Source organism: Ornithinibacillus scapharcae TW25 (assembly GCF_000190475.1).
Classification (GTDB): Bacteria; Bacillota; Bacilli; order Bacillales; family Amphibacillaceae; genus Ornithinibacillus; species Ornithinibacillus scapharcae.
This window is the reverse complement of the sequence record NZ_AEWH01000052.1, coordinates 1-13,000: the sequence shown is the minus strand read 5'-3', so window position 1 is coordinate 13,000 and position 13,000 is coordinate 1. Positions and strand designations below refer to the sequence as shown.

General features: G+C 36.3%; 11 protein-coding genes and 1 pseudogene. 6 read left to right on the top strand and 6 right to left on the bottom strand.

All coding sequences use genetic code 11. From position 1 onward, the window contains the following. Nucleotides 1-215: 215 nt before the first annotated feature. Nucleotides 216-2,060, top strand: a complete 1,845-nt coding sequence (locus G5W_RS0114080; RefSeq protein ID WP_010097642.1) for a cation:proton antiporter — start codon at nt 216-218, stop codon at nt 2,058-2,060. 297 nt (nt 2,061-2,357) lie between these two features. Here G5W_RS0114080 and G5W_RS0114070 read toward each other — a convergent pair whose 3' ends face one another. Then, a complete protein-coding gene (locus G5W_RS0114070; protein WP_010097640.1) occupies nt 2,358-2,537 on the bottom strand; it encodes an SE1832 family protein in 180 nt (59 codons plus the stop codon). Nucleotides 2,538-2,656: 119 nt separating this feature from the next. Between G5W_RS0114070 and G5W_RS0114065 the strand changes: the two genes are divergently transcribed. Beyond that, nucleotides 2,657-3,508: a GNAT family N-acetyltransferase gene (locus G5W_RS0114065; RefSeq protein ID WP_010097639.1), complete on the top strand. Its 852-nt coding sequence runs from the start codon at nt 2,657-2,659 to the stop codon at nt 3,506-3,508. A gap of 236 nt (nt 3,509-3,744) precedes the next feature. Here G5W_RS0114065 and G5W_RS24345 read toward each other — a convergent pair. The 5 genes and pseudogenes from G5W_RS24345 to G5W_RS21210 form a co-directional block, all read right to left on the bottom strand. Continuing rightward, nucleotides 3,745-4,234: pseudogene (locus G5W_RS24345) on the bottom strand (hypothetical protein). 55 nt (nt 4,235-4,289) lie between these two features. Beyond that, nucleotides 4,290-4,757, bottom strand: a complete 468-nt coding sequence (locus G5W_RS22885; RefSeq protein ID WP_010097634.1) for a DUF3231 family protein — start codon at nt 4,755-4,757, stop codon at nt 4,290-4,292. A gap of 87 nt (nt 4,758-4,844) precedes the next feature. After that, nucleotides 4,845-5,258: a DUF3231 family protein gene (locus G5W_RS22880; RefSeq protein WP_010097633.1), complete on the bottom strand. Its 414-nt coding sequence runs from the start codon at nt 5,256-5,258 to the stop codon at nt 4,845-4,847. A gap of 371 nt (nt 5,259-5,629) precedes the next feature. After that, nucleotides 5,630-6,748, bottom strand: coding sequence for an AI-2E family transporter (locus G5W_RS0114050; RefSeq protein ID WP_010097632.1), 1,119 nt, complete (start codon nt 6,746-6,748; stop codon nt 5,630-5,632). A 282-nt stretch (nt 6,749-7,030) separates the two neighbouring features. Continuing rightward, on the bottom strand, nt 7,031-7,999 hold the full coding sequence (locus G5W_RS21210) for a DUF4003 family protein (RefSeq protein ID WP_010097631.1): 969 nt from the start codon (nt 7,997-7,999) through the stop codon (nt 7,031-7,033). 212 nt (nt 8,000-8,211) lie between these two features. Here G5W_RS21210 and chrA point away from each other — a divergent pair, with 212 nt between their 5' ends. The 4 genes from chrA (at nt 8,212) to G5W_RS0114025 (ending at nt 12,888) form a co-directional block, all read left to right on the top strand. After that, nucleotides 8,212-9,390, top strand: a complete 1,179-nt coding sequence (chrA, locus tag G5W_RS0114040; RefSeq protein ID WP_029191139.1) for a chromate efflux transporter — start codon at nt 8,212-8,214, stop codon at nt 9,388-9,390. Nucleotides 9,391-9,689: 299 nt separating this feature from the next. Continuing rightward, nucleotides 9,690-10,130: an OsmC family protein gene (locus tag G5W_RS0114035; RefSeq protein WP_010097627.1), complete on the top strand. Its 441-nt coding sequence runs from the start codon at nt 9,690-9,692 to the stop codon at nt 10,128-10,130. 317 nt (nt 10,131-10,447) lie between these two features. After that, on the top strand, nt 10,448-11,842 hold the full coding sequence (locus G5W_RS0114030) for an L-cystine transporter (protein WP_010097626.1): 1,395 nt from the start codon (nt 10,448-10,450) through the stop codon (nt 11,840-11,842). Between the two features lie 239 nt (nt 11,843-12,081). Next, nucleotides 12,082-12,888: an aldo/keto reductase gene (locus G5W_RS0114025; protein WP_010097624.1), complete on the top strand. Its 807-nt coding sequence runs from the start codon at nt 12,082-12,084 to the stop codon at nt 12,886-12,888. Nucleotides 12,889-13,000: the final 112 nt, after the last annotated feature.

Genomic DNA, 13,000 nt, shown 5'->3' with positions numbered 1-13,000 from the left:
GAAGAAAATGACATGAATGTGGAATACCCTTTTAGCATAATTAAAATTTGAATGAAGATAATACAAATAGAAAAAAATTCTGTCTATCATACAGGGCACTATACAAATTAAACGTTTTCTTTACCAAAATGACTTCTTTTTGTTAAGAGATAATAGTTTACTTTTCATGAAGTGGCATTTAGAATGACCTTATATTTTAAAATAGGGGGTATGAAATGGTTCCGTCTTTATTATTTGAAGTCATGCTGATTTTCTTACTTGGAATTGGATCCCAGTGGGTTGCATGGCGTTATCGTATGCCTGCCATAGTAGTTATGGCCGTGACAGGTCTACTGATCGGACCGATATTCGGATTTATTAATCCAGAAGAGGACTTTGGAGATTTATATAGTCCAATTATTTCTGTAGCAGTTGCAATCATACTATTTGAAGGTAGTTTAAATTTAAGTTTCAAAGAACTACGTGGCTTAGGGAAGCCAGTGTTTAGAATATCGACTTTAGGAGCATTTATTGCTTGGATACTAGGGTCATTAACCGCACATTATATAGCTGGACTACCGTGGGCAGTTGCATTTGTTATCGGTGGATTGTTCATTGTTACAGGTCCAACGGTTATTATGCCTTTACTTCGTCAGTCTAAATTAAACCCAAGACCAGCGAAGATACTGAAGTGGGAAGGTATCATAGTAGACCCAATTGGTGCGTTGCTAGCAGTGTTTGCGTTTGAGATTATCGCTTATTTAACTGCCAATGACCCAGATGGAACAAAATTACTAATGTTCTTCGCAGCTTCTGTTTTTGCCGCGATATTTGGATGGGCATGTGGCCGAGGTATCGGATTTATTTTTGAAAGAGGTCATATTCCTGAATATCTTAAATCGCCAGCAGTATTTGCTGTCGTAATCTTCTGTTTTACAGTAGCTGATGAGATCATGCATGAAACTGGATTATTATCTGTGACTGCGATGGGGATAACATTAGCCAATATGGGAATTTCCTCTGTTGCAGATATGCGCCACTTTAAGGAAAATATCTCAATTCTCCTAATCTCCGCTATCTTTATTATGCTAACCGCATCATTACAGGTTGAAACGATTTTAGAAATCTTCAGTCCTAATATTATCGGTTATGTATTACTAATGATGTTTTTAGTTCGCCCGCTTTCCATTTTTCTCTCTACCTTTGGAACGGGGCTAACGTTTAATGAAAAATTACTAGTTGGATGGATTGCTCCGAGAGGAATTGTAGCATTAACCGTTTCAAGTTACTTTGCCACTATACTATTAGAGGCTGGATATAAGGAAGCAGAACTTCTTACAACTCTAACCTTTGGGCTAGTCTTCTTTACCGTAATTGCTCATGGATTCTCCATTGGCTGGCTAGCGAAGAAATTAAATCTATCCATGGAAGGACGTCCAGGATCTCTACTTGTTGGTAGTAATGTCTTTACAGTTGAGCTTGCAAAATCACTAGCGAAAGCTAATGTACCAGTTATTGTGGTCGACAGTTCATGGGAACGTTTAAAGGTTGCCAGAGAAGCAGGTGTACCATTTTACCATGAAGATGTACTGTCCGAACAAACCGAATATCATTTGGACACGATTCCATATGAATATTTGATTGCTGCGACAGATAGTAAAGCTTATAACGCTTTAGCTTGTACGACATTTATGCCGGAATATGGTCGTACGAATGTGTTTAAGGTAAGCCCATATGATAAGTCTGGAAAGTCATCTGAGATTGTTTCGAAAGTTGGCGGAAGAATCTTGTTTAAAAAAGAAGTTACACTGGAAGACTTAATCGACAAAATTGAGGCAGGTTACGTATTCCGACAAACAACTATTACTGAACAGTATCCTTATAAGCAATATCTAGAAGAAAAAGATGAAGAAACAGTATTTCTATATCTCATTAAACCTTCTGGACAAATTAAATACTATTCAGAAGAAATGCGTACTGTACCAGGTACAGGAGACATTATTGTTAGCTTAATGCCAAGAAATAAAGAGCAAGCAAAAATTCAGGCGAGAATTAGTAATAGCAAAACGAATGTAGAATAAAAAAGAGGTTGGGACAAAAAGTAAAGTTTTCAACTAGAAAAGGAAGAATGCAACCACTTTAGCTCCGGAAATATACGTAGACTCCTGCGGGAGGAAAGGCAACGGTGAGACCTCGCAGTGCGTCAGCACGAGGAGGCTCACCAGCCGCCCGCGGCAAGGTAGATACTGCGAGGTTCTTTCGAGCAGATGTCGCTCCTGTGCTGGAAGTGAAAGCGAAGTATATTTCCGGGGCGGTTTTTTACTCTAATCTCTAATTGTTCGTATTTTACTAGTTAGGAAATACTAATGTCCCAACCTCTATTCTAACTCCTCTAGTTTTTTATAAACCTCAGCAATTTCATCCTCTAAACGGGCAAGTTGTTCTTGTGCAGAGGAAGCTCTTCCCTTTACATACACTAATTTATCTAAATCACTTTGAATTCGTACATAATCCGATTTTAGCTCAGCAAGCTTATTTTCTAAATCTTTTTTGGTCATTTGTTTCACCTCTTAGAGTTTAGTTTATCGTGAAGCCCTTTACAAAACAACTGATTGGTGTAAAATAAATGCAATATTTCAAATGGCGCAGTACATATATCGAAAAGGGGGCTTTATGGATGAAGGTGTTATTGGAAACCTCTATCAAACGATACTTAGATAGAGTAGAAGATTTACTACTACAACAAGAAGTAAAAAATAATTTAATGCTAGGATTGCTAGAACGAGGAAGAAATAATATTGGTGTCTTTTCTGATGGTGCTCGTTTAGGAATTGTTGAAGATAATGGGGAGCCAATATATGCCTTTATGCAAACGCCACCAAATAAATGGATATTCCCTAAAGTGGGTCACATGGATGAAAAATACATTCCTGCAATTGTACAATTTTTATATCAGCATAAATATCCAGTTCCTGGTGTGATAGGACCGGATAAGATAGCTAGTGAGTTTATCCGACTATGGACTGAACGAAAAGGAATAACAGCGGAATTAACGATGAAACAAATGGTTTATCGACTGGATAAAGTGAAGATTATTCCAGATGTAAGTGGAAAGCTAATTCCAGCGTCTGAGGAGCATCTGCCGATTGCTAAAGAATGGATCTACCAATTTGGATTACAAGCGAACGTGCAAATATCGAAGACACAAGCAGCAAGTATGGCAGCCAATTATATTCAAAATCAGACACTACATCTATGGGAAGTAGATGGTGATGCTGTCTCCATGGCGAATAACGGTAGGAGAACTAGAAATGGGGCCACTGTAAATGGAGTATTTACGCCTGATATCCACAAAAGAAAGGGCTATGCGACCAGTATAGTTGCGGCATTTTCTCAGAAACTATTAGATGATGGCTTTCAGTTTTGTAATTTATATACAGACGTATCTAATCCTATCTCTAATAGTATTTATCAAAAGATTGGTTACTATGTTGTTGGTGACTCGGTAGAATATATATTTAAAAGATAGGGTATACATAATACTTAATATCCATTTTAGTATGATTTATCGAAACTTAATACTTTTACCATTTTACTAGGTCTGATAAGTGCTCCCTTATTATTGTTGAAAGCTAGAAAATCACCGCCCCAAAACACTTTATTGTCGCTTTGTGGGCTCTTTTTCTGACTTGATATTAAGGCATTCCAGGAATACTAAGGATAGAATTGATTAAGGATATACGTTTCAAATACAATTACGTAAGCTTAATTAAATATTTTTAATAATTTAAGGTTACGTATCTTGATATGATTTAAAATCTTGAAAACCAATAGTCCAGTTAATAAGCCTGGTATCACAAATAACATTGGTAAAAATATTGGTCCAAGTAACACCCCAAAAACTTTCAATGTAGATGAATAAATGACACCAACTGTCATAAAAAATGCTGCAAATACAAGTGGAAGAAAGGACAGAGTGGGTACTTTTCCATTTGCATTCTTATAAGCATCCCATATAGCGAAAAAATATAAACAGGGGTATTACATTAGCCACTGATAATTAGTAACTTGAATTGATGTGAGTATATCCCCATGAAAACTTAGGATTATGGCAGTGTTTAAGTTGGCTTGGATATTGACTGTAAATTCTATTAAAATTAACCAATACACCTTTTGCAAATTCCTTGTTTAAAAGTTGCCCAAAACCTGGTAAGGCAACGGACCACAGTATTTTTTTAATTGCGTCTTTGTCCACACTGATTTCTGCAACTCCTTACATCTCATTGTCTCTGTTAAACAACTTTATAAAACTAATTCTTTGATAACCCCTTGTAATCAGGGACTTGTGGTGGCTGTTCGAGCCATCCATTTTTAATCATGATGTTTGTACCATCTATTGCATATTGTGCAATTTCTGCTGTTAAGCGAACATAAGATGCGGAGATATCTTTTCTTAAACTTGCCGCGGAAGCTGTTGAATAGTTTGAAATGCTTGATGCAATTAACAATGTTGTATGGAACATGATTAATTTATCGGAAAAAGGAGTGACAGTCGAATCCGTTAGTTCAATGTCCCAAGCTGATGGAGCTGGAATGTCATCATTGGATAATAAATCTTGAAACACTTTTATATGCTTTTTGGCAATATCTGAACCTCTAATGCAATAATCCCTAACTTTTTTGGACTTAGCTACTTGGGCAAGACCTTTTAAAAGGACTTTACCCACTGAATTTGTTTCAATATTTGCTTCAATATGGTTAATTTCAACAACATTCAAAGGTCGGTTGTCTAAATTTAAAAGTCCTCCTAAGTATTTCTTGCTGTCGATAAAATCAATATTATCAGGTGTTGTAACATAGGGTGGTCAATTATAGAGTTCTGTTGATGTAAGTATCGCTTGGCTCAAAAAATTACGAACATCTAAATGCGCGGATGCTGATAATGCTACACCGTAAACAGACAAACCGATTTTTGCCATATTCTTAATATAATATAAGTAATATGCATCTGAAAATAGGCGAGGAGCACTTGTGCTCACGTCTTCATTTGTAAAACCAACTGGAATGGGTTGCTTATCGTTTTTAAGGATCTCTTTACTTATTTCGTAGTTTTTTTGTGATATTCCCAATGCGAATTCTATGATTGATTTTACTTCTGGATCATCAACATTAGTTAAGAAGTATTTCAGAATACATATAGTAAAGCTATTGTTTTGATAAGAACTCCACATAACAGAAATTTCTGATGATGTTAATCTTGGACTATGTTCTCCCTGCATAAAAAAATACCTCCAGTAACAGTAATTCCTAAGTAATTGTATTTTTCACTAATTCATGAAATGTATTCGTGATATACAACCTTTTGAGTTATAAGTATATAAGCAAGTGGTTTGGTTCCTATAATTGTGGATTTTTGGATATTGGATATGACTTGGCTTTTGAAAAATTTGGAGGATTGGCCCTTTGGAGAAAATAGCTAATAGAAGTTCATTTGTCATTGTATTAACGGGAGAGAATTATAGATAATATTAGGGCTAATTGATTTTTTTCGCTGTAATATAGAGAAGCTAATAATAGCCTAGCTTCTCTAATTACACTGTTATTTTTCTTATCCTACAAGAAACGTTTAACTACCTTCTACGGAATTTGCTTATATCAAAGCATCACTTTTATTCTTCCGAGTATCCTTATAAGTTTCGTAAAAGTGCACGATAATCGTCTTCACAACCGCATAGAATGGAACTGCAAATAGGATGCCAATAAAGCCTGCGATACTTCCTGCTGCTAGAATAATGGTAATGATGGTTAAAGGATGGATTCTTAATACATGCCCCATGATATTTGGAGAAATAAAATTCCCCTCTATCTGCTGAGCGACAATCATAATAATGGCGATCCATACTACATTCATAGGATCCTGGAAAACCCCAACAAGTACAGCAGGGACAACCGCAATAAATGGCCCGATAAATGGAACAACACACATCAACATTCCAAACAATGCCAGGGAAAGTCCATAGTCAAGATCGATAATGGTATATCCAATGAAAAGCATGACCCCAATACTGAAACTCACAAGAAGCTGCCCTTGAATATAGGCAGATAATGTATGGTCAATTTTTCGTAAGAGATTGCGCAGGTTACTAGCCTTCTTCTTTTCAAAGATTTGAGTAACAAAGGCAATAAATTTATCGCCATCCTTCAGCATGAAGAATAGGAAGAATGGTACTAAAACTAATGAGAATATAAAACCTATCAATTGACTAATGAAGCTAAACAAGAAGGTCATAATCCCTTCTATGTATGTCTGAATATTTGCCATCATATTATCTATCGTTTTATAGACTTCATCAGGAATAATACTTTCATTTTCTTGGAAGTAGTCAATTAAATCTTGTCCCCCCTTTACCATTACTGGTATGTTGTCGACAAATTTTTCAAACTGATCTTGGGCAATTGGGAAGATAACCTTGGTAAAAACATATCCTACCAAAATAATTAAGATAAAAATGATGATGATCGCTAGAAACTTGGGTGTTTTATAACGAATTAAGAGTTTCATGACAGGTTTTGTTAAATAATAAAGTAGCCCAGCTGCGATAAACGGAAAAGCTACGGCCCCAATATATTTAAATACAGGATCGAAAATGAAACTGGTTATATATAAAAGATAGATTAGTAGAAATACCATAATTAATGCTGTTAAAGTTTGAAACCAGCGCTTATTAAACATGCTCATCACACTTTCTGCTTTATTTAAGGTAATCATATATTACTTTTCCCTTTTTCGCACCAATTTTGTGAGGAAAATAGAAATATATCTATCTAGTATTCTTTCCGATTTGATGAAGATATAAACCTTGTGAATTAGATTCAATTATTAGTTAACAGGTTATTCGAAAACACGCATTCACTTATTTTTGGGTGAGGGGTTAGTTTTACTTGTGTTGGGGAGACAGGTTGTTATTTTTTTGCTATCTGCAAAAAAGCGGCTTCATAATGAATCCGCTTTTTTGGAAGATATGGGGTCTAATATAAATGGCTATTCGTATTAACTACCACCATCACCACTAGCTCCTCCATCGCCTGAGTAAACAGCTGCAGCCATAACTGCTTGTTGAGCCTGTAACACAGTTTCTAAGATAGTGTATAAGCTTGTTTCGGCAAGTCCTTCATGAGTCAATTTATCCATTAAGAAAAAATTAGATGCTAAAATGATATTCATATCCTTCTGCCATTTGAAATCGCCTTGGCTATTCAGATCCTCATAAGTAGATATGATTTCGTGAACAATGAAATCATTTTGCGGTAGTAGGGCAAGCATACCAATAATGGGATAGTACATTTTTTTAGGTTTAATCCCGGTATGCTGAAGGGAATCCATAACATGAATCGCCCGATTTACTAAGGTGTTTTTAGAATCATTTATACTTAGTGCAAGAATTTGGCTCATGAATTGTAAGTCATTTCCTTTTCGGAACCCATATCTGGACAACTCATCGTAGAGCTCTTCAATCGTGCTGATTATCCCCGTCTTATAGTCAAGGGCAAGAAGTGTTGCTAGTGGATAATCACTACTAGTAGTTAGGAAAGAATGTTCTTTTTTCATACCATCATATACCTCTTTGGCTTTTTGGATGACTAGTTTAGGATTCTGCTTGGGATTAGTCAATAGAACGGAAGCAGCGATATAGGTAAAAACACCGCTTTTGAATTTTTCTTCCCGGAATAAATTGTAGGTATGATGGAGCTCTTGTATTTTTTCATCAGGGTTGTGAAACTTTACATCTAGCAGAGCTGCAGTGGTATATCTAGAAGTTGAACGTAGCACAGAGATATAGCTAGCACTATTTCTAACCTTGTTTGCTAAATCGAGAAACGATTCAACATGAAGAGGCTTCTGATTCAAGGCATATATGGAAGCAATCGTCATGATAATACGTTTATCCGTAACCTTCCACTTTAACGGTCTTTTTAGATCTTGATAATATTGGATGTAGTCGTGAGTGATTTTGTTCACAGTCGTTATCTCCTTTAAAATTACATGGTTATAATTATACGGAAGAGGAGAGTGCTAAGTTTCATACTTAAGCAGGATTAGAGCTTAATATATCTCGATAAGAAGGACCAAGCAGAATGAAGTTTCTGCTTGTTTGTAAATTCTATGTAAATTTTAAGACGAATAGTTCAAAATATGTTACCTTAGAAAAACATCCATGTAGGGAGGAAAACATGAGAAAAAATTCACTATTAGAGATATTAGGTACATCCCTTAAACTAGGTTTGACATCCTTTGGTGGGCCTGTAGCACATCTAGGATACTTTAGGAATGAATACATAGATAAGCGGAAATGGCTGGATGACAAGACCTATGCAGACATTATTGCAATCTGTCAATTCTTACCTGGACCAGCAAGTAGTCAGGTCGGTATTGCTATAGGAATGCTTAGAGGAGGATTCCTTGGTGGAATCATCTCTTGGTTAGGATTTACACTACCATCCGTTATAGTTCTTATTTTATTTGCGCTTGCTTTCCAATCCTTTTCTTTGGGAGATGCGAACTGGATTACAAGCTTAAAAATTGTTGCTGTTGCTGTCGTTCTACATGCGGTATTAGGTATGGGGAAAACATTGACCCCAGATAAACCACGTATTGCGATAGCTATTATAGCCATGTTAATTATGCTGTTGTTTCCTTCAGCAATCGTACAAATCGCTGTAATTGTTGGAGCTGCAATTATTGGTTATTTTCTTTTTTCTAAAAACGCAGAATCAAAAGTTAAGAATTTTACGGTTTCTATTTCAAAGAAACAAGGTATCTTAGCCTTATCTATTTTAGTCGTGTTACTTATTGGGCTACCGATATTAGCGCAAATTGTCAATCACTCCTACATCAGCATTTTTGATACGTTTTTCCGTGTAGGATCCATTGTATTCGGAGGCGGTCATGTTGTTTTACCACTATTGGAACAAGAGGTTGTCCCAAATGGATTATTAACCAACAGTGAATTCCTAGCTGGTTATGGGATGGCACAGGCAGTTCCAGGACCTCTATTTACCTTTGCTAGTTACTTAGGTACGATGATGAGTGGCGTCATTGGTGGAGTCATTGCTACAATCGCCATGTTTCTACCATCCTTTTTATTAATTGTTGGTGCATTACCATTCCTAGGTGAATTACGGAAACATAAGAGCTTTCAAGGAATACTGACTGGGGTAAACGCAGGTGTGGTAGGGATATTACTTGCAGCATTCTATGATCCGGTATTTACAAGTTCCATCACAGATGCAGCAAGTTTTTCGTTAGCAGCAATCTTATTTGTCTTATTATATTTCTGGAAAACACCAGCATGGTTAATTGTTATTATTGGTGTAGTACTTGGTGAAGTGATGCGAGTATTATTAGGGTAGGGGATTTTTGAGCTTTTAGAGGAGAGAGGAAAGATAGGGAGTTTGCCCTTGATCCTGACAGTTACGCGAGAAAATTGAAAGTCACGCGAGAGTTCTAAAAAGTTACGCGGGAAGTCCCAGGTTATGCGTGTGAAATTTGAGAAGTCGCGCGATGTAGTATGGGTCTCGTTAGTATTCCATTTCCCAGAGCGGTTAATCAATTACCGGCGTAATTTTGACATAAACTCTCGCGCGCAAGTTGCCTTCTCGCGCTCACACCCCTCAAACTGCATCCTAAAATTAATTTAGAGGTGATTACATTGGCTGAACATCATTTTCATTTGAAAGCCGACTGGCCAGGTGGAAGAAATAGTGAAGGATTTATAAACGCAGGTAATTTAAAAACAAAGATATCTATTCCAACAGAAATGGATGGACCAGGGATTGGAACCAATCCAGATGAGATGTTACTCGGTGCAGCAGCAACTTGCTATATTATTACGTTAGCTGCAATGATAGAGCGAGCGAATTTACCGTTAAAAGAAATGTCACTAGAATCTGAGGGAATCGTCGATGTGACGAACGGCGTTTTTACATATAAAAAGATTATTCATCGCCCGACTGTTTCGTTAACAAATGTTGCAAGTGATAAGGATTATGAACTGTTGGAAAAGCTAGTTCAGAAGGCAGAGAAGAGTTGCATGATATCTCGTGCTATTCAAGGAAATGTGGCGTTGGAGTTGGAATATAATATTCTATGAGTAGAAGGGGACATAACCTTACAGGTTGTGTTCCTTTTTTGGTGTTCGGGAAATGATTATGATTATCATCCCCGAGTTAAAGGAACGGCGTTCAACTAGTATAACTGTAATAAATTACAAAGGATAGGGAAAACTTTTGTTAATGATTCTCCCTTTTTAGTTCTTATTAGTTAGTTTGGGTTAAATCAATATCTTGACACTTCCGTCAATGCGTTGTATCTTATTTAAGTCATACTAAATTTATCGGATTAATATAATTTAATGGCAATGTAGGTTTTTATTTCATATCTTATAAAAAAAATACAGGGGGAAATGACATGAATTGGTTAGTTATTTTAAATATTGTCGTCTTAATTGCAATAATTGGGCTATTACTATATATGCAACGTAAGCATGTGTCGTTTACAAAACGTGTGTTTACAGGTTTAGGTCTAGGTATTGTACTAGGAGCTGCTTTACAATGGATTTATGGAAATGGCTCTGAGACATTAGCAGAAACAACTGCATGGTACAATATAGTTGGTCGAGGTTATATTAGTTTTCTTATGATGATTGTTGTTCCATTAGTTATGGTTTCAATCATCCAAGCAATTACTAATTTAGAAAAATCAACACAGTTAGGTAAAATGGCTGGTTGGATTATCGGGATTTTAATTGTAACAACAATGGTTGCTGCTTTAATTGGTGTAGGTGCGGCGACAATATTTGATTTAAATGCAGAAGAAATTACTGTAGGGGAAGCAGAGCAAGCTCGTGCAGATGCTCTAGAAGAAAGATATGCAACAGACGTAGAAGCAGTTTCAACCCCACAGCGTATTTTAAACTTTATTCCATCTAATATCTTCTTAGATATGACCGGACAACGTTCAACCTCTGTAATCGCAGTCGTTATCTTCTCTATTTTTGTAGGGGTTGCGGTTCTAGGTTTACGTAGAAAGAATCCAGAACAAGCAGAAACATTTACGAAAATGGTTAATGCAGTTTATGGTGTGGTAATGCGAATTGTAACGCTAGTATTACGCTTAACTCCATACGGTATCTTAGCACTAATGGCTAATACAGTAGCGACAACAGACTTCGCAGGTATCCTGCAACTTGGTAAGTTTGTATTAGCATCTTACTTGGCATTAGGTGTTATGTTTATCATTCAACTTGTATTAGTTGGCGTGTTTGGAATTAATCCGATTAATTACGTAAGAAAAGTATTTCCTGTTCTAAGCTTTGCATTTACTTCACGATCAAGTGCAGGAACGATTCCTTTAAATATCTCTGCACAAAAAAATGCACTTGGTGTTGAAGAAGGTGTTGCGAATATGTCAGCATCATTTGGAGCAACGATGGGGCAAAATGGTTGTGCGGGTATCTACCCTGCGATGTTGGCTGTTATGATTGCTCCAACAGTAGGAATCGACCCTTTAACTTGGGATTTCCTAATACCACTAGTTCTGATCATTGGCTTTAGCTCATTTGGTATTGCTGGTGTTGGTGGTGGAGCAACGTTTGCAGCTCTTATCGTACTTTCTTCTATGGGATTACCAGTTGGATTAGCTGGTTTATTAATCTCAATCGAAGCATTCATTGATATGGGTCGTACCGCTCTAAACGTTAACGGTTCAATGGTATCTGGTACGTTAACATCACGTATCTTAGGTAACTTCAATACAAAAATCTTTAATGATAAAACAGCAATTGAAGAAGCAAAATCAATGTAATGACAAATGAAAACCATTCCTAATGGATGAAATACGGAGGATATTGTGCTCGATATATGAGCATAATATCCTCTTGGTTTATATATATATTGTTGCCCTAATTCAACTAGCGGGGAAGTTAATTAGAATAGGTGGACAGTCCCCTAGGTTTATATTATTTTTCTAAAATTCTATAAATTGTTATGATGTACTTGGTAAGGAAAGTAATTAGCAGAAATACAGAGGGAGTGGATAAAAATATGGAATACATCATACTGAATAATGGATTGAAAATGCCAATTGTAGGTACTGGTACAAATACGTATGGAAAAGAAAATAACGAATATAATGGTGCGTTAAAAAATGAAATTCCAGAACTTGTTTCAGCACTTGAGTTAGGATACCGATCAATAGACGGAGCCATTATGTATCGAAACGAAGAACTTGTTGGAAGGGTCTTAGCAGAAAGCAATGTGCCTCGAGAAGAGTTATTCATTACGACAAAGGTTCCAGCCAATGAAGAATATATTTCATCAAAAGAAGCTACTCGAGCAGCTATTGATAACAGTCTAAAAAACTTCCAAACAGACTATCTCGACTTACTTCTTATTCACTTCCCGATTGAAGACAAAGAACAACTAAGAAATACATGGGAAGTCTTTGAAGAATATTACGAAGCGGGCAAACTAAAAGCGATTGGCGTTTCAAACTTTGAAAAACATCATCTAGATGAGTTAAAAGAATTCGCTAAAGTGAAGCCGTCTGTTAATCAAATACAAATTAACTTAAAAGAACCTAACCACGATCTCCTAGCAATATTAGAAGAGGAGGGCATTACACCTGTTGCGTGGGGACCGATGAAAGCCGAAGTCCACCAAAAAGAAGTATTGGATGAAATCGGTAAAGCCTATAACAAATCTGGTGCTCAAGTCTTATTAAGATACCAAATTCAACGCGGTGTTGTCGTTATCCCAAAATCACACAACCCTGAAAACCAAGCAGCTAATCTAGATCTTTTCGATTTTGAATTAAGTGCAAAAGATGTGGAAAAAATTAAAAACTTATAATTACATAATCCTTCATAGAAGGTACTTCTTGTTACTCTTAATGTCTGTATAATAGATGGAAACATTTAAAAAAACCTCTGTTCTAAAATAGTAAACAGAAGGTTTTTAAAGG